The organism is Anaerostipes faecis, from assembly GCF_910574135.1.
Lineage (GTDB): Bacteria > Bacillota > Clostridia > Lachnospirales > Lachnospiraceae > Anaerostipes > Anaerostipes hominis.
This window is the reverse complement of the sequence record NZ_CAJSYK010000007.1, coordinates 115,288-140,738: the sequence shown is the minus strand read 5'-3', so window position 1 is coordinate 140,738 and position 25,451 is coordinate 115,288. Positions and strand designations below refer to the sequence as shown.

Sequence of the window (25,451 nt, the reverse complement as noted above, 5' to 3'; positions counted from 1 at the left end):
TCACCTCGATATTTGATATTTATATTTTACCAAATGTTCGGATGGATTGATATATCGTGTTAAATTTTCAAGGTACAAATTTATATCAAAGGTCAATGACCTTTTGACACCCTAATCCTATGAAATAAAAAACCGGCCGGATAACTGCCCGGCCGGTTCAAACGTTAGATTTTAATAGTCAAACTTCTTTTCAAAATATTCTTTCAGATCTTCGATCTTCACCCGTTCCTGTTCCATAGTGTCACGGTCTCTGACGGTCACAGCGCCGTCTTCTTCAGAGTCGAAATCATATGTCACACAGAACGGTGTACCGATCTCATCCTGTCTTCTGTATCTCTTTCCGATATTTCCGCGCTCATCATACTCACAGTTGTAGTATTTTGCAAGCATCTCATAAACCTTGCCTGCCCCCCCGCTCAATTTCTTGGACAGCGGAAGCACTCCGATCTTCACCGGTGCAATAGCCGGGTGGAAATGAAGGACGGTACGTTTATCTCCGCCTTCCAGTTCTTCTTCGTCATAAGCGGCGCATAAGAACGCAAGAGTCACACGGTCGGCTCCAAGAGACGGCTCGATTACATATGGAATGTAGCGCTCTTTCTTTTCATCGTCAAAGTAGGTCAAATCTTCCCCTGAAGTATTCTGATGCTGTGTCAGATCATAGTCTGTACGGTCCGCTATGCCCCACAGCTCTCCCCATCCGAATGGGAATAAAAATTCGATATCTGAAGTTGCCTTGGAGTAGAAAGACAGTTCTTCTTTTCCATGGTCACGGACTCTCATCTGATCATCGGTGATGCCAAGTGTCTTTAACCAGTTAATGCAGAATTCTTTCCAGTAAGCAAACCATTCAAGATCTGTATCCGGCTCGCAGAAAAATTCCAGCTCCATTTGTTCAAACTCTCTTGTACGGAATGTAAAGTTTCCGGGAGTAATCTCATTTCTGAAAGATTTCCCTACCTGTCCGATGCCGAACGGGATCTTCTTTCTGGATGTCCTCTGCACATTTTTGAAGTTTACGAAAATACCCTGAGCCGTCTCGGGACGCAGGTAAACTGTATTTTTCGCATCCTCGGTCACACCCTGGAACGTCTTGAACATCAGGTTGAATTCACGGATATCCGTAAAATTCTTCTTGCCGCAGGACGGGCATACGATGTCGTGATCATTGATAAAATCCACCATCTCTTCTTTGGTCCATCCATCCACAGAGCCGCCCTCAATCTCCATGCCGTGTTCATCCATATAATCTTCGATAATCTTATCTGCGCGGAAACGTTCGTGGCACTCTTTACAGTCCATCAGAGGGTCAGAAAACCCGCCGAGATGTCCGGAAGCAACCCAGGTCTGGGGATTCATCAGGATGGCGCAGTCCACACCTACATTGTACGGGCTTTCCTGAATAAATTTCTTCCACCATGCTTTCTTTACATTGTTTTTAAGCTCCACGCCAAGATTTCCGTAATCCCATGTATTTGCCAATCCGCCGTAAATCTCAGATCCGCTGTACACAAAACCTCTGGCCTTTGCTAAATTTACGATTTTCTCCATTGTTAATTCCATATTGTTTCTACCTCACCGTTTCTTCATTTCCTATAATCTGTTCTATTGTAGCGTGTAACCCCTCTTTTTTCAAGAGATATGCTAAAAAAGTCAAAGCAGTTCCAAAAAATCCAGCGACTTGAAATGATGGCTGACATACTGTTTTAAAAATGACTCGCTGACAGACTCAAGTTCCTTCAGAACTTCCTTCGAAACTCTGAACGTATACAGCTTCTCCGGGGGACTGCTTAAAATAAACTGAAGCGTATATACCGCAGATCCGGATATATGTACCGCTCTTCCTCCGGATTTCCTGCAGTTTGAGCAGAGAATCCCTCCCGCACCGCTGTCAAAGTAACTGAGCTCCTCTATGCTGCCGCACTGTGTACAGCAAAAGACTTCCATTCCCTGTCCGTAGAGAGCCATGAGTTTTATCTCGTACACCCTGCGTATGAGCTTCGGATCTATGGTCTTTTTTTCAAGCGCCCTGAGACTCAGGTAAAGGAGTTTCAGGATCTCTTTTTCATCATTGTTTTCCCTTGTAAGATAAGATGCAAATTCACAAAAATAACTGCCGTAGGAGACCAGAAGAAGCTCCTCCTTGATGCCTTCAAAATAATGGCCTACATCCGCCCACATAAGATTAAAGGAGCTCCTTCCTTCATACAGGGAAAACTCTCCGAATGTCAACGGCTGACAGGCCGCGGCATATGGACTGGTGGCTTTTTTCGCCCCTCTTGCAAACGCCGTGATCCTTCCCCGCTCTTTTGTGAGAAGCGTGACTCTCTTATCAAATTCTCCGATATTTCCGGCGTTTAATACCAGACCGGTTACTTTGATCTCCTGACCCATTTTATACTTCTTTCTTGTTGTACCCGTAGTTTTTGAGAAGCATGTCACTGTCACGCCAGTCCTTTTTGACTTTCACCCAGAGCTGAAGATTCACTTTGATATCCAAAAGGTTTTCCATCTCTATCCGTGCCTGGCTACCTATCTTCTTTAACATACTGCCCTGTTTTCCGATGATGATCCCTTTATGGGAATCTCTCTCGCACACGATCGTCGCATCGATATCAATGATATGTCCGTGCCTTCTCTCTTTCATGGAATCAATGACTACCGCAATCCCATGGGGAATTTCCTGGTCCAGAAGACGCAGTGCCTTTTCTCTGATCAGCTCCGCACAGATCTGCCGCTCCGGCTGGTCCGTGACCGTATCTTCGTCAAAAAACATCGGCCCCTCCGGAAGGTATTTAAAAATACTGTCTATGACATCGTCCGTGTTCTGTCCCTTCAGTGCGGAAACCGGTATGATCTCTGCAAACTCACATACGTCTTTGTATGTGGTGATCGCTTTTAAAATCTCCTCGTCTTTCACCGTGTCTGTCTTGTTGATCACCAGGATAACCGGGGTCTTTACTTTGCCCAGCTGTTCAATGATATAGCGCTCTCCGCCTCCGATAAAGGTGGTCGGCTCCACCAGCCATAAAATAAGATCCACTTCGTTAAGAGTCCTCTCGGCGACTTTCAGCATATAGTCGCCGAGCTTGTTCTTTGCCCTGTTGATCCCCGGAGTATCCAAAAATACAATCTGCCCCCTGTCGTCGGTGAATACTGTCTGGATTCTGTTCCTGGTTGTCTGGGGCTTTTTCGAGGTGATCGCGATCTTTTGTCCGATCAGTTGGTTCATCAGAGTAGATTTCCCAACATTTGGCCTGCCGATCAGTGTCACAAATCCCGATTTCATTCCTGTGTTCATAAAATTCCTTCCTAAAATACGTGTTTGATTTCTTTAAATTTATCCTTAGCTTCTCTCAGTTTATCTTCATTTCCTATGGTGCAGTTATTTCCCGCATCCACTACACAGCGCACATACGGTGCCAGCGAATGGATCGTCTCCTGACTGCAGGACAGCACCTGGTCTCTGTACTTCTGAAGTTCTTCTTCTGTCCTTCCTAGAAGATAAGCCTGGAAGCTTCTCTCTCCCAGATCATCCGGCTCCAGCGGAGTATCCATGTTGCTGATCGTTCCGATGATATATTTTACCATGTCACGGTCATCGATATCGAAATGCTCCACAAAATCAGCCGCACTCTCATAGACTTGGTAAGTTTCTAAGAGATTCGGGTCCCGATAGGATACAAACATACTGTCTCCCTGAGGCATGAAACTGCACATGCATCCGTAGGCTCCGCCCTTTACACGGATATTAAGCCAGAGATATTCATAGGAAAAGATTACCTGGAGAACATTTAAAGCTCCCGTATATTCATAACCCTGTTCTGCAAAATTTCCTGCGCATGCGACATACTGGACACCGCCGGCCGTAGCAAATCCTTCTTCCTTTTTCTCCGGCAGGATCTTTGTCTCCTCTTTGGCCAATTCGCCGGTAAACATGCGTGCTGTGAATTTACGCACCGCATCCTCCATAAAGGACGGTTCTTTTTCTTTTCCTGTGTAGCTCACCATCATATTTTCCTTTCGGAAAATATACCTGCATGCCTCTTTCATACTGTCTGTGATCCTGCTGCTCTCCTGTTCAAAGGATTCATACCAGTCTTTTACAAACTCAAACATGGAAACGCCCTGGATCTGCTCTTTATACCTTGCATAAGGAGAGAAATAGGACATGGCACGGTTGGATGCCGTTTTATGTCCGGCCTGGGTAAGATCCGTCTTCATATTGGTGTAGATCTGCCCGATGATCTCTTTCAGACGTTTCCTGTCGTCCAGTTTGCTCTCAAACAGGATCTCTTCCATAAGTTCAAATGCCTTTTCTGCATTTTCATAAAAACACTTTGTCCTGATGACAAAATAACTTTTCACTCCTTCGGCACCAGCCGGCAGAACGTCCATCGTCGTCACCATGCCTCCGGTCTCTATGCCGATCTCATTTCCGAGTTCAAAATAGCTGTGTTTTTGCGTATCTACGCTACGGAATACTTCTGACATGAGAGACACATAAGGCACAAGCCTTGCCGGGACCTTCGACATATCGAATACGATCTTCAGATAGCAGATGCCGTTTGTAAAATATGGATGCCATATGACCTTTACTCCGTCCACCGATACTTCTTCATTGCAGAGAGGCCGGATCTCTCTTTTAATATCTTTAATATCCAAAAGCGGAATCTTTTCAAGGTCCTCTTTCGGAGTCACCGCCTCCTGATATTCTTTCAGCTCTTTTGTAGCCTGAATAAGCTGCCTGATCTCTTCTTTTGAAAGACTTTCTTTGAATTCTTTCAGCTGCTGCGCCGTCTTCTGGTCCTTCCGGCTCTGAAGGCCCTTTTCCGGCTTCAGCACCACAATGGATTTATGTGTATTGGACAGCATATAGGTTTTGATCAGATCGGTAAAATAGCTGCCGTCCAGCTGTTTTCTCAAAAACTCAAACACATCGTTGGTCTTGATATGCATAAACGGCTCATCATCGTCATAGAGCCAGCTGTCGTACATCTGTAACCCATACATCAGTCCCTTTGGAAATCTGCCGAAATTGGCCTCTTTATATTGAAACTCATAATAATTCAGCGCAGATTCCAGGCTGCGTCTCTGAATTCCCTCCTTGGAAATCTTACGCAGGGTCTCCTCGATGATGCGCACAAAATCTGCCTCTTTTGCCTCGTCTGCCTCCTGGGCCACCACAGAAAATACAGGCTGTTCGATGCCATTGTCGTAAGAACTGCTGATGTCCTTGCCGATCCCGGCTTCCATCAGAGCCTTTTTCACCGGCGCGCCCTGCATGGAGAACAGTGCCCTGTCAAGAATCTGGAATGCGATATACAGTTCTTTGTCAAGACTTGTTCCTATGACTGCGTTATAGGAGAGAAACGTTTTGTTCTGTATCTCATCCTGTTCGCTGACTGGATATACTGCCTCTACTCTCTTTACTTCTTTAAAAGCTTCCTGGGGCTTCCATGATGTGTCCACCTGCTTCTTTTCAAAATCAGACAGATAATGTTCGTCTATGAATGTCAGGTACTTTTCCGCATCCATATCCCCGTACAGATAAATATAGCTGTTGGACGGATGGTAATAAGTCCTGTGGAAATCCAAAAACTGCTCATAGCTGAGTTCAGGGATCGCTTCCGGGTCGCCTCCGGATTCAAACCCGTACGGAGTGTCGGAGAGCAGAGACTTCTGGATCAGACGCGCCAGCTGCTGGTCCGGGGATGAGAACACACCCTTCATTTCGTTGTAAACGACGCCGTTGTAGATCACGGGCGCATCTTCTGATTCGAGAGAGTGATGCCATCCCTCCTGTTTTAAGATTTCCGGTTTCGTATAGATATTCGGGTAAAATACTGCATCTAAATACACATGCATCAGGTTAAAAAAGTCTTTGTCATTGCAGCTTGCCACCGGATATACCGTTTTGTCAGAGTATGTCATTGCATTCAAAAATGTGTTAAGGGACCCCTTGACCAGTTCCACAAACGGGTCTTTTAATGGAAACTCCCTGGAACCGCAGAGTACAGAGTGTTCCATGATATGAGGAACTCCGGTATCATCTTTTGGCGGTGTCTTAAATCCAATCTGGAATACCTTGTTGTCATCTTCGTTGGAAATCACCACAACCCTGGCCCCTGTCTTTTTGTGACGGTACACATATCCGGTCCCATTCAGCTCTTTGATCTGTTCTTCTTTTACCAATTCATAATTCTTCATCATAGCCTCCGAAATTTGCTCCTTATTTTATACTTGATCCGCCGTGCGCACAGACGGAAAATTTTTCTCTGTTCATGATAAATTATACCACATTTAATAATTCTTTTATTCATCAACCTGTCTTCTCCAATAGAGACTGCGCCCGGGCTTTCTGCCCAAATCCGTCTCAGAGATCAAAATCGCCGTCATCACCAGCACAAAACCGATCAGGATCTTAACCGTCGCCTTTTCTCCATAAAAAATCACACTGAAGAGCACACCGAACACGGACTCCAGACTCAGGATCAGGGATGCGGAGGACGAACTCACCCGGCTCTGCCCCACACTCTGAAAGGTTACTGCCACAGCAGTACACATGATGACCAGATAAGCCAGGCTGCCTGCCTGTCCGGCCGTCCAATGAATGGTGCCGATGTCTTCGGTCAATACGGACAGTCCGGCTCCCCAGAGTCCTGCAAACAAAAACTGTACGATTGTGAGCAGTACCGGATCTTTCTGGCCGCTTTTCATACCAAGATATGTGATATGGAGGGAGAATAAAAGGCCTCCCGCCAGAGTCAGTCCGTCACCGATGCCAATGGTCAGATTTCCGTTCAGCGAAATCAGCCCGATCCCTGTGATACAGATCAGTGCGGCCAGGAAGTTTTGTTTTGTAGGCTTTTTCTTCTGCCATATCCATGTGACGAAAGGTACTGCCACACAGTAAATAGCTGTTAAAAATGCATTCTTTCCGGGCGTCGTGTGATACAGTCCTTCTGTCTGGAACCAGTAAGCCCAAAACCAGAATCCTCCCAGCACAAATCCTGTCTTAAAGTAACTTTTATCTATCTTTCCGAGTTTCTTATGAAAAAAGATACACAAAAGCAATGCCCCCGCTAAAAATCTTATCCCCAGCAGAAAATTTTCCGGGACATTGGCAATGGTATTTTTCATAATAAAAAAGGAACTGCCCCATATCAGTGCAGAACCGAACAACGCTGCCTTGCCGAGAATCGTTTTATTTTTATGATTCATACAACCCCCTCATCCTTCTGTACTGTTTTTCCGTTAAGTATAATGATACCATTTATCAGCGTATTGCCGCAACTGCTTTTCATTCGAACTTTTGTTCTTTTCCTCCTTGCTTTTCGTATGACGCTGTGCTAGAATAAAAGAACAAACATTCGATATCGTGAGGTGAATTATGGAAACTTTCAGCCCTTCCCTGTCATTGCAGGAGAAGTTAACAATTCTTGCAGATGCAGCCAAGTACGACGTAGCCTGCACGTCCAGCGGAGCCGACCGCAGAGGTGAAAAGGGAAAACTGGGCAACGGAGTGGCCGCAGGCATCTGCCACAGCTTTGCATCCGACGGCCGCTGTGTCTCCCTTTTAAAGATACTTCAGAGTAATGAATGTATCTACGACTGCAAGTACTGCTTAAACCGCTCATCCAACGACCGGGTGCGCACCACGTTTACCCCTGAGGAAGTCTGCCGCTTAGTCATAGAGTTTTACCGCCGCAACTACATCGAAGGGCTGTTTTTAAGCTCCGGTGTGGTAAAGAGCCCTTCCTATACGATGGAGCTCATGTGTCGGACACTGTCTATGTTAAGAAACCAGTATCATTTCAACGGCTACATCCATGTGAAAGCCATCCCCGGTGCGCCGGAAGAACTGCTGGAAACCCTCGGGTATCTCGCGGACCGCGTCAGCATTAATCTGGAACTGCCCACGCCGGAAGGATTAAAAGATCTGGCTCCTCACAAGACACAGAAAACGATCTTAAAGCCCATGGAGCAGATCCGCTCCGGCATCGCAGACCATCGTCTGTCCATCGGCAAGGACCCTATGATGGAACGCTTTGGCGGCAACCGCAATTTAAAGCACACGATCTTCGACGATGTCCGGTCCGGCCGCATCGAGGAGCACAGACAGCTGGCATCGAACTCTTTCCTGCCGCCCGCCAAGGACAAGCCCGCACCGTTTGTCCCCGCCGGGCAGAGCACTCAGATGATTGTCGGAGCCACCGCAGAGAATGACCTTCAGCTCCTTTCCGTTACCCAGCAGCTGTACCAGAAGTTTGATCTGAAACGTGTCTTCTTCTCAGCCTATGTCCCGCTCAATGAAGATTCCCGCCTTCCCTCCCTGGATACGGCGCCTCCGCTTCTCAGGGAACACCGGCTGTATCAGGCCGACTGGCTGTTAAGGTTTTACGGCTTTCACGCAGAGGAACTGCTGAGTACTGACAGGCCCAACTTCAATATCATGCTGGACCCCAAGTGCGACTGGGCACTGCGGCATCTGGAGCTTTTCCCTGTGGAGATCAACCGTGCAGGCTACGCGGAACTTTTAAGGGTTCCCGGCATCGGGACCAAATCCGCCTACCGTATTGTCAAGAGCCGCAGACAGCGCTCCCTGACATTTGAAAATCTAAAAAAGATCGGTGTCGTCCTGAAACGTGCAAAATACTTTATCACCTGTAACGGAAAGATGATGTTTCATATCCCAATCGAGGAGAACTTCATCACCCGCCAGCTGATCGGAGAGGATTACAAAAAGTCCTGGGAGATCGACCATCCCCAGACATATGAACAGCTGTCCCTGTTTGACGATCAGAATTTTTCATCGAGCCCCTCAGTCGAGGACACCTGTAAGTCTCTGAGCGGCCAGATATAAGTCCGGAGGCCTCTTCAGAGCCGGCTGATTTTAATGGAGAAAATATATGATAATTTTTACCTGCAAAGATACTTTTGAAGATATGATGTCCTGTATATACACTGCCTGGGCATCCCGCTTAGGCCACAAAAATATCCGCCTCAAAACCGAACCCATAGGGAATCTCGAACTGTTCTGTGATTACCGTCATGTAGATCACGATCCCAATCAGACCGCCAGTGTCATCCGTTCCATACAAAAAAAGATTTCTTTTCGCGCTTACCAGATGGTATACCGCGCTGCCATGTCTTTTCAGGAAGAAAAACTGGATATAATCTACCGGTTCCTGATCTATGGTTTTCACTATGGGCCTTCCGTTGTAAATATGCTGCAGGAGCCTGCTGTAATGAATCTGTTTGAACTGGACCGGAAAGTCCTAAATGAAGCCCATCTGTTCCGGGAATTTCTGCGTTTTTCCGAAATAGACCATGTTCTTATCTCCCATATTGAACCCAAGTGTGATGTCCTGACCATCCTGGCTCCCCAGTTTACGGACCGCATGCCCTCCGAAAACTGGATGATTATCGACGATAACCGATGGACTGCCGTCGTCCATCCCTGTGATCAGGACTACTATATGACCACCCTCTCAGAGGATGAGTTAAACCGGCTGAAGACCTCTGAAATTTCGGATATTTACACAGACCTCTGGAAAGTATTTTTCGAGACTATCGGCGTAGAAGCCAGAAAAAATCCCCGCTGTCAGAGAACCATGATGCCACTCTGGTACCGCAAACACATGACAGAGTTCCTGTAATCTATTTTATTTCTTGACTCTCACGCGGCGTGATAGGCTATTCTATATTTACCAGGAGGAGACCAGGATGAAAACAGTAAGAGAAGTAAGCAGATTAACCGGTGTCAGTGTGCGCACTTTCCACTATTATGACGAGATCGGACTTTTATGTCCCGACCGTGTCACAGAGGCTGGCTACGGGCTGTACGTCACCCGGGCATTGGAACGCCTTCAGCATATTTTACTGTTCCGGGAACTTGAATTCTCTTTAAAAGACATCAGAGAGATCCTGGACCGTTCGGATTTTGACCGACAAAAAGCATTAGATCAGCAGATACAGCTTTTGAGGATCAAAAAGGACCGGCTGGAACATCTGATCGACTTCGCTCTTGTAATTCAAATGTTAGGAGTGAAATCATTGAATTATCAGACATTGAACGAAGAAACGCTGGAAAGCTATAAATCCGAGGCCAGAAAAAGCTGGGGCGGTACCGATGCTTTCTGCGAAGATGAACAAAAGACACAGGATTATACAGAGGAGGACTGGAAGGTCATGAATACAAAGTTTATGGCAAACTTTGCGGAATTCGGCCGTCTCATAAACAAAGATCCGGCCTCCGAACCTGTGATGACAGAATGAAAAAGTCTATAGACCGTGCCGGCGGAGAAGGAACCGCCAAATTTGTTTCCAAAGCAATCCTCATCTACTGCCAGACGCATTCATAAGCTTAAGAAAGGAGAAAAACCATTGTGGTTCCTCTCCTTCCTGCTATACTTTAGTGATGGAATAAACGGATTTTCGTAAAACACATCACCATATTATATTTATTGCATGTTGCAATGACATGGTCGTCTCTGATAGAGCCACCCGGCTCAGCCACATAAGAAACGCCGCTTTTGTGTGCCCGTTCGATATTATCGCCAAACGGGAAAAATGCATCTGATCCAAGTGCCACACCCGTCATCTGATCCAGCCATTCACGCTTTTCTTCTCTTGTGAACACTTCCGGTTTTACTTTAAAAATAGTTTCCCATGCTCCGTCGGCCAGAACATCCATATAGTCGTCCCCGATATACAGGTCAATGGCATTGTCACGGTCCGCACGGCGGATGCCGTCCACGAACTCAAGTCCCATGACTTTCGGAGCCTGACGCAGATACCAGTTGTCGGCTTTCTGTCCTGCCAGACGGGTACAATGAATTCTGGACTGCTGTCCCGCACCGATGCCGATCGCCTGTCCATCCTTTGCGTAGCATACTGAATTAGACTGGGTATACTTTAATGTAATCATTGCAATCGCCAGATCGATTTTGGCAGAATCAGGCAGTTCCTTATTCTCCGTCACGATATCGTTAAAGAAATCCTTATCAATGTTCAGTTCATTTCTGCCCTGTTCAAAGGTAACACCAAACACTTCTTTGCGCTCTACCGGAGCCGGCACATAATCCGGATCGATCTCGATCACATTGTAGTTTCCCTTTTTCTTTTCTTTTAAAATTTCAAGTGCGTCTGCGTCGTATCCCGGAGCAATCACTCCGTCAGATACCTCTCTTTTTATAATCTTGGCCGTTGCCGCATCACACACATCGGAAAGTGAAATGAAATCTCCAAAAGAAGACATGCGGTCGGCACCTCTCGCCCTGGCATACGCATTGGCAAGAGGAGTAAATTCCATATCCATGTCATCTACCCAGTAAATCTTCTTTTCCACATCGGTCATCGGAAGACCTACCGCCGCGCCAGCGGGAGAAACGTGTTTAAAGGAAGCTGCCGCCGGAAGACCGGTCGCCTTTTTCAGTTCCTTCACCAGCTGCCAGCCGTTTAATGCATCAAGGAAATTAATATATCCCGGTTTACCGCTTAACACTTTGATCGGCAGTTCACCGTCTTCCATGTAAATTCTTGACGGCTTCTGGTTTGGATTGCATCCGTATTTTAACTCTAATTCCTTCATGGTCTCCTCCTATTGATTCTTGTTCACGATCCTTGTTTCATATTCTCCTGTTTTGATATCGATATAACGCACAAACAGAGATACTTTGTTGTCCTCATTCAGACTTTCCCATACACGGTTTGTAAACGCATCAATATCATCGTCTAAACCGATTAATTTAGGCTCTCCCTCAAAACTTGGAAGCGGATCTCCGTCCTGCATATAGGTGTGGATAAAATGTCCCTCTCCGCTTACCGGATTCTCATAGGCAAATGTATAGCGGTTGCATGCATCCGGATTGCCGTTATTACTCTTTAAAATAGACATTGCATAGTTGTAGGTTCCGTTTTCCACATGCATAATGCCTGAAATACGCGGAGTATAATTCGGTGCATCCGGCTCAAACTCTCTCGTCCTCAATGCCTGTTCAAATGTCTGCTGTTTATCCATGAGTTCGTAGATTGTATCCGTCTGGTCTCCGTTGGTCACGATCGTCTTATTTCCAAGTACCTTAACCGGAGCATAGATGATAAGGCTCGGGTCACTCAGTTTTGATGGATCAAAAGCCTGTGTCCGGATGCCTTTTCCATCCTCGATAAACACACGGTTTCTGCTGTTCCCGCTTCTTCCCATGATAAAATATGCAGTCACTGCATAGGCCCCGTTTGGTGATTTTCCGATCACAATTCCTCTTCCAGGATATGAATTCCCTTTTAACTCGTTTTCTAATGACAACATCTTCATTGCCTTGCATCCTCCTTTTGTATCTGTGTGCAGCTTTGCGGAGAGGTTTTTATTCCATACGAAAGGTTCGCAGACCTTTTCAATGTAATAAAAGAGGCCGCCTGGGCATACTGAATAAAAGTTGCCCAGGCGGCCGGCATTTCTGCTGCCGTGCTCCCCGTGGTTTCTCCACTATCCGCCAGTCGCACAGCTTTCAAAATAAATATACACTATGATCTGTCATTTTTCAAGTCAAAATACTCAGTCCTGACAGCTAAAACATCTGAATCATCAGTTCTGCAGCCGCAGTATTGGTGACTGCCGGTACCTTGTGCACATCACAGACACGAAGCAGTGCAGACACGTCAGGCTCATGAGGCTGTGCGGTCAGTGGGTCCCGGAAAAAAACGACCAGTCCGATCTTTCCCTCTGCAATCCTGCCTCCCAGCTGCTGGTCTCCGCCGTACGGTCCTGAAAGATATTTCTTCACCGGAAGTCCTGTGGCTTCCTCTACCCGTTTTCCGGTTGTGCCGGTTGCGACCAAGTCATATTTTGCTAATGTCTCTTTATACTTCTTTGCAAATTCCACCATCTCGTCTTTTTTCTTGTCATGTGCGATCAATGCAATTATCATATCTTTATCCTCCTGATGTTTAATGACTGTAAGGCTAATCTACACTAAAGCAGCCATTTTTACAAGAGGAATATCTTTAGATCACCGTTTGAGAGATTTTACTTTGGAAAATTTACTGTAAATTTTCTTTTTCTTTATGGTCTGATACGATCTGATTTTAAAATAATATCTTTTCTTCTTTTTTAGCTTGCCTTTTGTATAAGATACTTTTTTTGCAGATACGGTTGCAATTCTTTTAAATCCGGAGGACTTTTTCCCGGACATATAAATCTGATATTTTGTAGTCCCGCCGACCTTAGACCAGGTAATCTTAATACTTTTCTTTCCGGATTTTTTAAGCTTTATAATCTTGTTTGTCTTGGGCCGGACAGTAACTTTGCAGACTGCTTTTTTCCCGTTGGATGTCTTCGCTGTGATCGTTGCTTTCCCCACGCCCTTTGCAGTAATTTTTCCCGCGGAAGAGACAGCTGCCACTTTTTTATTGGAACTGGTCCATGTCACAGTTTTATTGGAAGCATTGGATGGCGCGATTGATTTCTTCAATGTATAGGAAGAACCGTTTATGAGCTTCAGGCTTGTCTTATTCAGCTTCACCGAGGAGACAGCCGCCGTTTGCAGTGCATTGACGTTCCATGAGCCTATTTTAAAATTCAGATCTGCATTTGTACCGATTCCACTGACCTTTCCTGAATCTGTACTCTGCCACATATGATAATTTCCAGTATAATCACAGCGGTAATTATACTGTGCAACCCATCTTGGATATTTATCAAATACACTGCTTGTCAGCCGTGAAGTAAACCAGTATTTATTTGCATAAACACCGACATTCTTATAACCTGCACTGCCCAGTGTCTTTATAAAAGTATCGGCAATTTCTCCAAGTTTCTGATTTGACAATCCTCCCTGAAATTCCTCATCTTCCATATCATAATAAATCGGATAGGAAAGCTTCTTACCCTTGACCAGGCGTATCACATGTTCTGCTTCACTTTTTGCTTTCGTCGTATTAGTTGCATACGAATATATGTAAACTCCATAAGGCATCCCAATTCTCTCACATTCAGATGAATTATATGCCCATGTGGGATCGTCCTGGCTCTTTAAATTTTCACCATATCCAACTCTTATAATCGCATAGTCAATTCCGTCTGCTTTGACTTTATTCCAGTCAATTTTGCCGTTCCATTTGCTCACATCAATTCCCTTTGCAGTGGCATTTGGAATTGGATCTCCCAAAGAATTCAAAAACACTCCGTTTACATTTTTCCATGCATTTGAAACTGCTCTGGCTCCTCTGGCTGATATGGATGGACCTATTGGCTCCTGCTGTTTTACCGGTTTTCCATCTTTGAACCGCCAACTGTTGGCCGGATCATTTTCTTCCGCACTTTTTTCTTCTGCAAAAACAGAAGCACAGCTGACGTAAAAAAATCCAGTAGCCAATACGATTACTGAAACAAATACTGCAAGTTTATTCTTTATCCCCTTTACTCTCACTTGTCTTCTCCTTTTCACTTTATCAGTAGTATAACATTATTCCCCTCATTTTCAAAGCCCGATTACAAAGGAAATTTTTCCATCTGTATTCGTGTAACACAAGGTCGTAGAACTTTCCTATGAAATGAAAAAACCGCATCAGGATTTTTCCCATGCGGCTTTCTCTCTTACACTGATCAGACACATCCCATCCGGGACATCTCTCTCTTTAATCTTTTAATAATCTTCTTTTCCAATCTGGATATGTAAGACTGGGAGATTCCCATTAAATCGGCAACCTCTTTCTGTGTTTTCTCCTCCCCGTCCTTCTGGTTAATGCCGAATCTCAGCTCAATGATATTTCTCTCCCGGTCAGAGAGGATTTTCATGGCATTCAGCAAAAGCTTCCTGTCCACCTCATGCTCCAGGTCCCTGTAAATAATATCCTCGTCTGTTCCGAGGATATCCGAAAGCAGAAGTTCATTTCCGTCCCAATCCACGTTCAGTGGTTCATCGATGGACACTTCCATCTTCGTCTTATTATTTCTTCTCAAATACATCAGGATTTCATTCTCAATGCATCTGGAAGCGTATGTAGCAAGCTTGATCTTTTTGGCCGGATTGAATGTGTTGATGGCTTTGATCAGTCCGATCGTTCCAATGGAGATCAAATCTTCAACACCGATCCCTGTATTGTCAAATTTCTTTGCTATATATACTACCAGACGGAGATTTCTCTCAATTAACTTTGCCCTTGCTTCCGGTTCCTCCGCTGTCCCGAGCTTATGTATCATCTTCTCCTCTTCCTTTGCTTCCAGAGGAGCCGGCAGAATTTCTGCACCCCCTATATAGTGAATTTCTTTTCCTTTCGCTAAAAATGTCCTCTTTTGGCATGTCACATTAAGTTTCAGCACTGTACAACCTCCCATTACCTTATCTGACCAGATCCGGATGGAGCAATAACTGATAGTGGCCGTCCCGGGAAAGCGGGCTCTCTGACAGTCCTATCAATCCTCTTTCTGCCATCCATGTCTGGCTGCTATTCTTGATCCTGATATTAGCTACAAGAATCCCCATCATCAGGCCGTCTTCCCTGCCAACCGTCCTGTACGGGATCATTCTTATATCTTTTAGCTTATGTTTTTCTATTAAAATGGTTAATGACTCATCTAAATATGGATCCAGCGCCTGTTCCTCCATGACGGAGACCGGGATCTTCTCTATCGGTTCGTATAAAAAATTCCCCGTATCCAAATAAGCAGTGACTCTGACCGTCTTGCCGAGGAGTTCAAATGATACCTGGTATAAAGAATCTTTCTGGCTCCTGATATTTTCCCAGACCGCACAGTACAAAAAAGCCAAGAGGAGAAACGCCGCAAAACAGCCGAAAATCCAGATATGGATGGATAAACGGTATTTAACGAAGCTCCACAGTCCGCCCAGCAAGGCCGAGAGTGCAAATAAATATCCGGAACATATCAGACTTTTCCTTAGAGAGAGCGGAAATGCAAGCCAAGAGGTCGCTCCGATGCTTGCCGCGAGAAATCCAAGCTGGACTGCCTGATTTCCTTCCGCCGCCCATGCCGTCAGACACCCGAGTCCGCTTCCGGCCGCTGATGCCAGCAGGATACGCCAGACAGAACTCTGTGATTTCAGCGAACTTCTTAAAATAAGCAGCAGCCCCAGAAGGACCAGCCACTGTTCCAAAAACATCATCAAAAAAAACATAAGCTTATTATAAAGAAAGAGGCGCACGTACTTTGTCAAAAAAGAGAAGTGACAGCTACGTTAATTCTACAAAAAAACCCGTATCCTGCCTTACGGCAAGATACGGGCTTGTCCCACGTATATTTTATTTTCTTCTGCTCTTTAATAAAAACTCCGGAATCACGATTTTTGAATCATGGTCCTCTACACTGGCAGTCTCCTGTTCTTTGCTCCCATATGTAGATTCTGATGTTTCGGCCGGCTCACTTTTCGGCTGGCTGCTGTAAATGGGCTGTCCAGAAAAAACGGGAGGAGGTGTGATGCTTTTCTTCTTAAATCCTGCTCCTCTGGCTCCTGCCTCAGACTGGATTCCCGTGGCAACGATGGTTGCGCTGATCTGGTCACCCATATCAGAGTTGACAGTACCGAAGATAACGTTGACTTCTTGTCCCGCAGTATCCTTCAAGTACTCTACTGCCTGCTGTGCCTCCAGCATACCCACATCTCCTGAGAAGTTGACGATGATATCGGTAGCTCCGGAAACCGTAGTCTCCAGGAGCGGGCTTTCCATGGCTGCCTTAATTGCTTCCAGTTCCTCATCCGCAACACCCATACCGATGTGTGCGATACCCTTGTCGCGCATAACCGTCTGGATATCTGCAAAGTCAACATTAATGAGTCCGGGATTGTAGATCATATCGGTAATTCCCTGAACACCCTGCTGAAGCACTTCATCAGCTTTTTTAAGGGCGTCCGGAATGGTTGTTTTCTTCTCGCAGATCTGAAGCAGCTTGTCGTTCGGGATTACGATCATCGTGTCTACCTGATCCTGAAGACGCGCCACTCCCGCGACAGCATTGTTCATTCTGGGCTTTCCTTCAAAGGTAAAGGGCTTTGTGACAACACCGACGGTCAGAATCCCAAGAGACTTTGAAATCTCGGCAATCACCGGCGCTGCTCCAGTACCTGTTCCGCCGCCCATACCGCAGGTGACAAAGACCATATCGGCACCCTGTACCAGCTGAGTGATCTCATCTCGATTTTCTTCCACCGCGGCCTCTCCGATCTCTGGTTTTGCACCGGCACCGAGACCTTTGGTCAGCTTTTCTCCTATCTGGATCTTCGTAGAGCACTTGCATAAAGACAGGGCCTGCCTGTCCGTGTTGATTCCTACAAGTTCCACTCCCTGTATATTTTCGTCAACCATGCGGTTAACTGCATTGTTGCCGGCTCCCCCGACTCCAATGACTAAAATTCTGGCTTGTGTGCTTTCTACATTCGGCATAATCTCGACCACGATGCTCCTCCTTCAATCTCTATCTCAAATTTTCTTATACTCATCCATACTATTTTTCATGTTATCTTCTTACATGATACAGTTTTTCTGTTAAACTTTCAACTACTTTTTCTTCTTGAAAATCGCAATTGGATTGTCCTTTGTAAAATATTTCATCGAGATGGTTCCCTTCTTTCCTTTCATCTTCGGAAGGATTCCCGTAAGCTCTGTAAGTTTCAAGTCCAGCTCCTGGCTGTTCCACAGATTAATCGTTAAATCTCCGCTGATCAGGAGGGCTTGCCCCTCTGCATTGAAATGGATCTGGCTTACCGGAAGTTCATACTTGTCGATGGCCATGGTAATTTTTAGTATCTGCTCAAATACGCTGGCCTTCTTCTCCGGTATTTTTTCACCGAGTGCAATTTTTTTATAATTCAGCCCTGTGACCAACGGCACATCATCATAGTGCTTCTCATAAATTTCCAGCACATATCCTTCCTTGTCGAAATAAACATATTTCCCGTTATAATTCAGACACCCGGCCCTTTTTTTTTCATTGACCTGCACCGTCACCCGATCAGTTCCCTGGAGAGTTATCGTTACAGAGTCTACGAACGGAAGCGTCTTTACAGGTGCAATCTTATTTCTCAGAAACAGAATCAGCCCGTTGCCCGTGTATGTATTTTTCTTCAGTGCGGCCTCTATCTCACCCTCTGTGTAATGGCTGTTCCCTTTTATGACAATCTTTTTCGTCTGGAATACTGCAAATAAAATAATACAGAGAATAAGCAGCAGGCCGGCAATGCAGCCGATAATTTTTTTCTTATTCCCAGGGCCCTTCTGCTGCTTTTTGGCCTGACTGATTGTAATTATCTTTTCATTTTTATCCATAATCAGTTCCTCTACATGCGTATTTTCCTGGATACCGATAAGACCAGCCCCATCTCCGCCATAACCACCAGGATCGAAGTTCCGCCGTAACTGATAAACGGCAGAGGGATACCGGTCGGAGGGATCGTATTTGTTACAACTGCAATGTTGATAAATACCTGCACTCCGATATGAATCATAAACCCGACCACGATCAGGGACCCGAACAGATCATCCGAATTCATGGCGATCAGAAGCATTCTCCATATTAAAAGCATAAACAGAAGGATCAGGCAGACAGCTCCGAATAAGCCCAGCTCCTCACAGATGATCGAAAAGATCATATCATTGTGGGATTCCGGTATGAAGCCCATCTTCTGCATACTCTGGCCCAGGCCCTTCCCAAACAGGCCTCCGGAACCTATGGCGTACAGTGCCTGCATCGTCTGAAGTCCTTTTGGGTGTGTCTCTGGATTTTTCCATATCGCCACACGTTCATTCCGGTAACTGTTGGAAAACGTTAGGTAAAGCACTAAACCGGCGACACCCGAAAGGGCAATCCCCAGAAGTTCTTTGGTTTTCGGACTTACCACAAAAATCATAACCCCTACCATTGCTGTCAGAACGATAGCCGTACTGAGGTTCTGATAGGCAACCAGGCCGATGATCGGCAGACATCGTATGATGACTTTCACAGCAGCAGCCATGGTACGCATCCGATGGGCATTCTGTGATAATATGTATGCCAGATAGATCACAAGGAAAATTTTTGCGACTTCGGAAGGCTGGAACTGGAATCCTCCGATGGAAATCCAGCGCACAGCTCCTTTTTTAGCGGCACCGATAAATAGTACGATGATCAAAAGTGCTACGCTGAGGCCGTAGCAACCATAGGCAATGACCTTTGCGTTGAGAATCCTGTAGTCAAACCATGTGAGTGCTGCCATAAAGACCGCTCCTACTCCAACTGCAAAACACTGCCTGATCAGCCAGTGATATGGATTCCCGAAGTTCAGCGTACTCTTATATGAACTTGTACTAAAGATCATAATCAGGCCGAATCCAACGAGAAACATCACGATAAAAAGCATCGGATAATCGAGATAACGTCGCTTTGGCATGTATTTTTCACTGACTCTGCTTTCTTTCAAATCTTAGCGCTCCTTTAATTTGTTTACATACTCCTTAAAGCGGTCGCCCCGTACCTCATAGTTCGGGAACATACCCCAGCTTGCACAGGCCGGAGATAAAAGGACTGCGTCACCGGAAACTGCATGCTGTGATGCATACTCCACTGCTTCTTCCAGAGTATCTACATATACGATTTGGGAAAAACCGTGGGCTTCGGCTGTTTTACCGATCTTCTCTGCCGTCGCGCCCAAAAGGATCAGTTCCTTCACTTTGCCGTCAAAGGCCTCGATCCAGTCATCATATTCTGCTTTTTTATCATACCCTCCCCCGATCAGGAACGTCGGACGGTTCATGGCCTTGATCCCTTTGATGGCGGCATCGGTGTTAGTTCCCTTAGAATCATTGTAGTATGCAACATCTTTAATGGTATCTACATATTCTATGCGGTGTTCCACTCCTTTAAAACCAGAAACTCCCTGTCTGATCTGCTCTGACGGAACTCCCATATAATGGGATACCGCAATCGCCGCTAAAATATTTTCATAATTATGCCCGCCCAGAAGGTTAATATCGGCTTCTGTACATATGGTCTGCACTGTTTTGTTTTCTGCAAGCATGAAAGATCCGTCTTTAAAATAGACTCCTTCTTCCAGTTCATGATCCAGGCTGAAAAATACGACCCTGGCTTTTGCCCTCTCTGCCATATTTCTGGTCACGGCGTCTTCATAGTTCAGCACCATCACCTGATCCCCGGTCTGATTCTTTCCAATGGATTCCTTTGTCTTTGCATAGACTTCCACTGTACCATGTCGGTCCAGATGGTCCGGTGTAATGTTTAAAACGGCCGAAACCTGGGGGCGGAAGTCCTGTATCGTTTCCAGCTGAAAACTGCTGATCTCGGCCACAATAACGCTTTCGTCTTTTGTATCCAAAGCAACGCTCGTATACGGTGTTCCAATATTCCCAACCACATACACGTCGCTGTAAAAACACTTCATGATTTCTCCCACCAGCGCTGTGGTCGTTGTTTTTCCATTCGTGCCTGTGATAGCCGCAATCTGTCCCCTGGAAACATGAAATGCAAGTTCAATCTCACTCCAGACAGGCTTGCCGGACTCCATAAACTGCCTTGATACCGGGGCGTTGACAGAGATTCCGGGACTAAGTACTAAAAGATCAAATTCTTTTTCCTCTTCCGGTCCGAGTTTTCCGAGAATCAGCGGAATCTGTTTCTTTCCTTCCAGTTTGTCATAGACATCCTGTGCCTTCAAGTGTTCATTTCCGTCATAAAGACTGACAGATGCCCCGGAACGGATCAGGAGGTTGGCAGAACCTATTCCGCTCTTCCCCGCTCCCGCAACTAAAACCTTCTTATCTTTTAATGTCATTTACTGCTCCTTATCTAAATGGCGATCAGGCCGATCAGACATAAGATTGCTGTGACGATGGCAAATATGGCAACAACTTTTGTCTCCGGCCAGCCGGACAGCTCAAAATGGTGATGGATCGGCGCCATCTTAAAAACTCTTTTTCCTGTTTTCTTAAAATAAACTACCTGGATCATAACCGATAATACCTCGATCATGTAGATGAAGGCCACAAGCGGCACGAACAGAGGAAGCCTCAGCATAACCGCTGTGGCAGCCACGAATCCGCCCAGCGCAAGGGAACCTGTGTCTCCCATGAATACCCTCGCAGGGTAAACATTGAACACTAGGAATCCAAGCAAAGCCCCCACGGTGGCACAAGTGATCGGCCACAATCCCGGATCATTTCCGGAGATACCCGCTCCGATGGCTACAACCGTAAAAAAGGTAGCGATCAAAACAGTGACACTGGATGCAAGACCGTCCAGTCCGTCCGTAAAGTTGGCCCCGTTGACGGTTCCCAGCAGGATGATAAAGATAGCGGGAACAAACAGTGCTCCTAACTCCAAATATTTTCCGTGCGAAAAAGGGATCAGCATGGAGGTTCCGATATCCGTATGATTGATCAGATAGTATGCAAACACTCCGGTCACAATGATCTGTCCCAGCATCTTCTGCCAGGCCCTGAGTCCAAGGTTTCTCTTCATCACGACTTTGATATAATCATCGATAAAACCGATGAAACCGAATCCGAGGGTGACAAAGAGAACCGGTATAATGTTCGGATAATCTTTCACATAAAACAGAGAAGCCACAATGATTCCAAGCAGGATAATCAGGCCTCCCATCGTCGGGGTCCCTGACTTCTTCAGGTGGGACTCGGGTCCCTCTCCCCGGATGAACTGGCCGAACTTCAGCTTCTGTAAATATTTAATCATCATCGGGCTCAGCACCACGCTGACGAAGAATGCAATTAAAATTGGTTTTACGATACTATAATTCATGCTTTCACCTCATTTGTTTTTCTTATCTTTTCAGTATATCTTTATTTCTTTGTTTTATCAACCGTATAATCCTTGGAAATTCCAAGATAAGGAAGTGCAACTTTAAATACCTCCCGAACCACCGGCGCTGCGATGGCTCCTCCGTAATAAGTTCCCTTCGGCTCGTCGATCATGACCAAAGCCATCACGGTTGGATGTTCTGCCTTTGAAAAGCCTAAAAATGAGGAAATATATTTCCCTGTTCCGCGGGGCAGCTTTTCACTGGTCGCAGTCTTTCCTCCTATGGAATATCCTTCGATCTTGCAGTTCCTTCCGGAACCGTCTGAAACCACTGCCTCTAAAAGTTCTCTCATCGTCTCGGATGTTTCTTTCTTAATCACATGTTTCTTTTTAGCAAATTCAAAAGTCTTGACTGTCTTTCCCGATGAATCCACTGCCTTCATGCCGAAATGCGGCGTCACAAGAGTGCCCCCGTTGACTGCGGCGCTGGCAGCCCTCATCAGCTGAAGCGGAGTGATCTGGAAGGACTGCCCGAAAGACATCGTCGCAAGTTCCACGGCCCCCACATTTTTCTTGTTGTGCATAATAGAGTTTGCCTCACCCGGAATATCAATACCGGTCTTTTCAAACAGCCCCATCTGGCGGAATATCGTATACATGCCGTCTACTCCGACCCTGGCCCCGACTTCCATGAAAACCGGGTTGCATGAATTCATAACGCCCTCCTTAAAAGTCTCGGCTCCGTGGCCCGTTGTTTTATGGCAGCGGATCTTCCTGTCTTCTACGATCCTGAATCCCGGACAGCTGAAGTGGTCCGTCACTTTCACCTTGCCAAGCTCCAGACCGGCGGTTGCAGTCACAATCTTGAAAACAGATCCCGGTTCATATGTATCATTGATACATGTGTTCCTCCACATTTGGTTCAGCAGCTCCTGCCTCTTCTTTCCTGTGGTATTCTCTTTTTTCCCTTTCAGTTTAAACGGTTCGTTTAAATTGTATTCAGGAGTGTTGACCATGGCATAGATCTCTCCGTTTTGAGGATTCATGATAATCATGGAAACCCGTTTTGCTCCCTTTTCTTTTCTTACCTTTTCACAGGCCTGCCACACATAGTTCTGCAGGTTCACATCCAGTGTGGTATACAGGTCATTGCCGGCCACCGGCTCATCCCTCTCCTCGTAGGCGCCGTCAATCTCTCTTCCTCCGCCGTCCGTCAGTGTCAGGATTCTTCCGGGCTTGCCCTGTAAATAAGAGTCATATGTCACCTCAAGCCCTACGATCCCCTGATTGTCTCCTCCCGTAAATCCCAGGACTTTTGAAGCCAGATCATTATAGGGATAGGTCCGTTTATAATCCTCATCCACTTTAACGCCGGCAAGTTCATATTTTCTGATGCGATCAGCCGCGTCTTTTTCAACATTACTCTTAATCTTTTCCCTAACTGAATTTTTATAAACCTTTTTTTTGATTTCTGCCTCATCTATCTTAAGTTCCTTTGAAAGGACCGATACGACTTTATTTTTCTGTTTTGTCTGGGAGTGAATCACAGAGATAGAGTAAACCGCTTTGTTGGATGCGATCTTCACTCCGTTTCTGTCATAAATATTCCCCCTGGGGGCCTTGATCTCCCGCTCTCTCTGGTGCAGGTCTTTGGCCAGTGCCAGATACTTATCGGCCTGCCCGATCATCAGATAGCCAAGCCTTCCGGCCATAAAAATCAGGCAGAATGCAAAGATGCCGCCCATGAGAAGCATCCTTCGTTTATAACTTGTTTTCATAAAAAACTCCGGAATCCATACTGATAAAAATATATGAATCCAGTGAAACAAGTATGAGCTTTTTACCACTATTTCCGTCAGGTATTATTTTTTCGTTTTCGGCACATTCATGTCCTTCAGTGATTCTTTCAATACATCTCTCGCCATTTCAACAGCCAGTCCGGTGTTGAGCTGTGAGTCTTTCTGGATTTCATCTATGACCACATATACAACAACTTTAGGGTTTTCTACGGGAGCAAATCCACAGAAGGAGACGATGTAAGTCCCTGCACTTCTCGGAATTTTTTGTGCGGTCCCTGTCTTTCCTCCGACACTGTAACCTTTGATCTGCGCTTTTTTACCGGTTCCCTTTTCTACTGTCTCTTCCATATAAGTGCGCAGCTTCTTGGATGTATCAGCCGAGATCGTCTGTTTGACCAGTTCGGATTCCTTGTTGCTCACTACATTTCCTTTGTCATCCCTGGTCTGCTTCACTACATGAGGCTTGTAGTAGCTGCCTCCGTTGACCAGAGAACTGAAAGAGGATGCCATCTGTATCATAGAACAGTTAAAGGACTGTCCGAAGGAACTGGTAGCCAGATCAACATTCGTCATCTGGTCCGCGCCGTGCAGAAGTCCTGCCGTCTCAGCCTCTCCCGGAAGGTCGATCCCCGTCTTTACTCCAAAGTTAAAATCCTTTTGATATTTTGCAAACACATTCTTTCCTTCTTTAAAGGCAATATCCATCAACGCCACATTGCATGAATATGCAATGCTGTCTGAAAGGCTCAGGTTTCCGTGCCCATCTCTGTGAGAACAGTGAATCTTGTATTTTCCAACCTGTTTATATCCGCTGCAGTAATAGTGTTCATTTCCCTTGAGAATCCCGTCCTCCAGTCCTCCCGCCACCGTAAACGGTTTATAGGTAGAGCCCGGTTCGAAACTGTTGGAGACGATTGGATTCTTCCATAGTTCATTAAAAGCCTTTACCTTCTGTTTTTCTGACATGGAATCGATCTGGCTCTGAGAATATTTTGAGAGCAGACCTTTTTCATCTCTGGGATGTTCCAGATCATATTTGTTGGAGTTGGCCATTCCCAGGACTTCCCCATTGTTCGGGTCCATGACCAGAATAGAGCTTCCCTTGCTGCCGTATTTTTTTTCAAACTTTGCCAAACGGTCTTCCGCTATTTTCTGGATATTGATATCAATAGTAGACACAAGTGTTTTGCCGTTTTCCGGATCTACAATAGAGTCATCCTGTTCAAGTTCCTCATTCAGATAAGTGTATTTTCTTCCATCCACACCGGACAGTGTACTGTTATAATACTGCTCAATCCCTGTTGTTCCGATGCTTCCGTCGGATACGAACCCGAGAAGGTGGCTTGCCAGACTCTTATTGGGGTATCTCCTCACATATTTTTCAGAAAAAGTGATCCCCACAACCTTCTTTCCGTTTTTCGATTTCAGAAAATCTTTCAGATCTGCCACTTCGCTGTATTTCATGTCTTTTTTGTACACTGAGTAATAAGAGTCTTTGTTGTCTTTCATATAGGACAGCAGATCGTCCCGGTCAAGATCCATATATTTCGTCAGTGCATACAGTGCATTTTTCTGAGTCTGCTCTGTCCGCAGGATATTTTTCGGTTCCAGGACCAGACTGTATAACTTTTGGCTGGTAGCCAGCGTGTTTCCGTTTCTGTCGAGGATATCTCCTCTTTTGTACGGAAGCGTCTGGCTCTGGTAATTCTGCTGTGCCAGAACCTTTTTTTCATATGGCTTATTTTTTGCCACACTGAAATAAACCAGCCGGCCCATAAGGCAAATAAAAAGAATTGCTATGAGAGCCGATACAGACAGAGCTCTGACTCTCATAGCATTGTTTATTCTTTTGATCTTCTTATATTTCTTTTTTCTCAATAAAACCG

At 45.6% G+C, this 25,451-nt stretch carries 21 protein-coding genes and 1 riboswitch; of the genes, 3 read left to right on the top strand and 18 right to left on the bottom strand.

The window, feature by feature from the left end:
• Nucleotides 1–171 precede the first annotated feature (171 nt).
• The 5 genes from QGT46_RS06990 to QGT46_RS06970 all read right to left on the bottom strand — a co-directional run bounded on the left by QGT46_RS06990 (nt 172) and on the right by QGT46_RS06970 (nt 7,224).
• Entirely contained in the window at nt 172–1,563 is a 1,392-nt protein-coding gene (locus QGT46_RS06990) for a glycine--tRNA ligase (RefSeq protein WP_024726781.1), read from the bottom strand.
• A 90-nt stretch (nt 1,564–1,653) separates the two neighbouring features.
• Entirely contained in the window at nt 1,654–2,394 is a 741-nt protein-coding gene (recO, locus tag QGT46_RS06985; protein ID WP_024726780.1) for a DNA repair protein RecO, read from the bottom strand.
• 1 nt (nt 2,395) lies between these two features.
• Nucleotides 2,396–3,301: a GTPase Era gene (gene era / locus QGT46_RS06980; RefSeq protein ID WP_024726779.1), complete on the bottom strand. Its 906-nt coding sequence runs from the start codon at nt 3,299–3,301 to the stop codon at nt 2,396–2,398.
• An 11-nt stretch (nt 3,302–3,312) separates the two neighbouring features.
• On the bottom strand, nt 3,313–6,213 hold the full coding sequence (locus tag QGT46_RS06975) for an insulinase family protein (RefSeq protein WP_148458676.1): 2,901 nt from the start codon (nt 6,211–6,213) through the stop codon (nt 3,313–3,315).
• A 102-nt stretch (nt 6,214–6,315) separates the two neighbouring features.
• The gene (locus QGT46_RS06970) at nt 6,316–7,224 is read right to left on the bottom strand and encodes a DMT family transporter (protein WP_024726777.1); all 909 of its coding nucleotides are present in this window, start codon (nt 7,222–7,224) and stop codon (nt 6,316–6,318) included.
• Nucleotides 7,225–7,393: 169 nt separating this feature from the next.
• Here QGT46_RS06970 and QGT46_RS06965 point away from each other — a divergent pair, with 169 nt between their 5' ends.
• From QGT46_RS06965 to QGT46_RS06955, 3 genes are all read left to right on the top strand, one after another.
• The gene (locus tag QGT46_RS06965; RefSeq protein WP_148458677.1) at nt 7,394–8,866 is read left to right on the top strand and encodes a putative DNA modification/repair radical SAM protein; all 1,473 of its coding nucleotides are present in this window, start codon (nt 7,394–7,396) and stop codon (nt 8,864–8,866) included.
• A gap of 46 nt (nt 8,867–8,912) precedes the next feature.
• The gene (locus QGT46_RS06960; protein ID WP_024726775.1) at nt 8,913–9,662 is read left to right on the top strand and encodes a TIGR03915 family putative DNA repair protein; all 750 of its coding nucleotides are present in this window, start codon (nt 8,913–8,915) and stop codon (nt 9,660–9,662) included.
• A 67-nt stretch (nt 9,663–9,729) separates the two neighbouring features.
• On the top strand, nt 9,730–10,281 hold the full coding sequence (locus QGT46_RS06955; RefSeq protein WP_330655771.1) for a MerR family transcriptional regulator: 552 nt from the start codon (nt 9,730–9,732) through the stop codon (nt 10,279–10,281).
• A 136-nt stretch (nt 10,282–10,417) separates the two neighbouring features.
• Here the strand turns inward: QGT46_RS06955 and QGT46_RS06950 are convergent, their stop codons facing one another.
• The 13 genes from QGT46_RS06950 to QGT46_RS06890 all read right to left on the bottom strand — a co-directional run bounded on the left by QGT46_RS06950 (nt 10,418) and on the right by QGT46_RS06890 (nt 25,443).
• Nucleotides 10,418–11,596: a phosphoribosylaminoimidazolecarboxamide formyltransferase gene (locus tag QGT46_RS06950; protein ID WP_148458678.1), complete on the bottom strand. Its 1,179-nt coding sequence runs from the start codon at nt 11,594–11,596 to the stop codon at nt 10,418–10,420.
• A gap of 9 nt (nt 11,597–11,605) precedes the next feature.
• Nucleotides 11,606–12,319: an IMP cyclohydrolase gene (locus tag QGT46_RS06945; RefSeq protein WP_024726773.1), complete on the bottom strand. Its 714-nt coding sequence runs from the start codon at nt 12,317–12,319 to the stop codon at nt 11,606–11,608.
• Between the two features lie 116 nt (nt 12,320–12,435).
• Nucleotides 12,436–12,515: riboswitch (ZMP/ZTP riboswitch) on the bottom strand.
• A gap of 57 nt (nt 12,516–12,572) precedes the next feature.
• Nucleotides 12,573–12,932 carry a methylglyoxal synthase gene (locus tag QGT46_RS06940; RefSeq protein ID WP_024726772.1) on the bottom strand — a complete coding sequence of 120 codons (360 nt, stop codon included), beginning with the start codon at nt 12,930–12,932 and terminating at the stop codon, nt 12,573–12,575.
• Nucleotides 12,933–13,013: 81 nt separating this feature from the next.
• Complete coding sequence (locus QGT46_RS06935) at nt 13,014–14,432, bottom strand: GH25 family lysozyme (RefSeq protein WP_148458679.1); 1,419 nt, start codon at nt 14,430–14,432, stop codon at nt 13,014–13,016.
• Nucleotides 14,433–14,608: 176 nt separating this feature from the next.
• Complete coding sequence (gene sigE, locus QGT46_RS06930) at nt 14,609–15,340, bottom strand: RNA polymerase sporulation sigma factor SigE (protein WP_034548912.1); 732 nt, start codon at nt 15,338–15,340, stop codon at nt 14,609–14,611.
• A 4-nt stretch (nt 15,341–15,344) separates the two neighbouring features.
• Entirely contained in the window at nt 15,345–16,124 is a 780-nt protein-coding gene (locus tag QGT46_RS06925) for a sigma-E processing peptidase SpoIIGA (protein WP_270430339.1), read from the bottom strand.
• 139 nt (nt 16,125–16,263) lie between these two features.
• Entirely contained in the window at nt 16,264–17,415 is a 1,152-nt protein-coding gene (gene ftsZ, locus QGT46_RS06920; RefSeq protein ID WP_330607000.1) for a cell division protein FtsZ, read from the bottom strand.
• 102 nt (nt 17,416–17,517) lie between these two features.
• Nucleotides 17,518–18,285 (bottom strand): cell division protein FtsQ/DivIB, encoded by a 768-nt coding sequence (locus QGT46_RS06915; RefSeq protein WP_024726768.1) that lies wholly within the window; start codon nt 18,283–18,285, stop codon nt 17,518–17,520.
• Between the two features lie 11 nt (nt 18,286–18,296).
• The gene (locus tag QGT46_RS06910) at nt 18,297–19,415 is read right to left on the bottom strand and encodes an FtsW/RodA/SpoVE family cell cycle protein (protein ID WP_024726767.1); all 1,119 of its coding nucleotides are present in this window, start codon (nt 19,413–19,415) and stop codon (nt 18,297–18,299) included.
• A gap of 3 nt (nt 19,416–19,418) precedes the next feature.
• Complete coding sequence (gene murD / locus QGT46_RS06905) at nt 19,419–20,783, bottom strand: UDP-N-acetylmuramoyl-L-alanine--D-glutamate ligase (protein ID WP_024726766.1); 1,365 nt, start codon at nt 20,781–20,783, stop codon at nt 19,419–19,421.
• Between the two features lie 14 nt (nt 20,784–20,797).
• Nucleotides 20,798–21,766, bottom strand: a complete 969-nt coding sequence (mraY, locus tag QGT46_RS06900) for a phospho-N-acetylmuramoyl-pentapeptide-transferase (protein ID WP_006565520.1) — start codon at nt 21,764–21,766, stop codon at nt 20,798–20,800.
• A 41-nt stretch (nt 21,767–21,807) separates the two neighbouring features.
• A complete protein-coding gene (locus QGT46_RS06895; RefSeq protein WP_369882325.1) occupies nt 21,808–23,520 on the bottom strand; it encodes a peptidoglycan D,D-transpeptidase FtsI family protein in 1,713 nt (570 codons plus the stop codon).
• A gap of 108 nt (nt 23,521–23,628) precedes the next feature.
• Nucleotides 23,629–25,443 carry a peptidoglycan D,D-transpeptidase FtsI family protein gene (locus QGT46_RS06890; protein ID WP_148458681.1) on the bottom strand — a complete coding sequence of 605 codons (1,815 nt, stop codon included), beginning with the start codon at nt 25,441–25,443 and terminating at the stop codon, nt 23,629–23,631.
• Between the last annotated feature and the right edge of the window lie 8 nt (nt 25,444–25,451).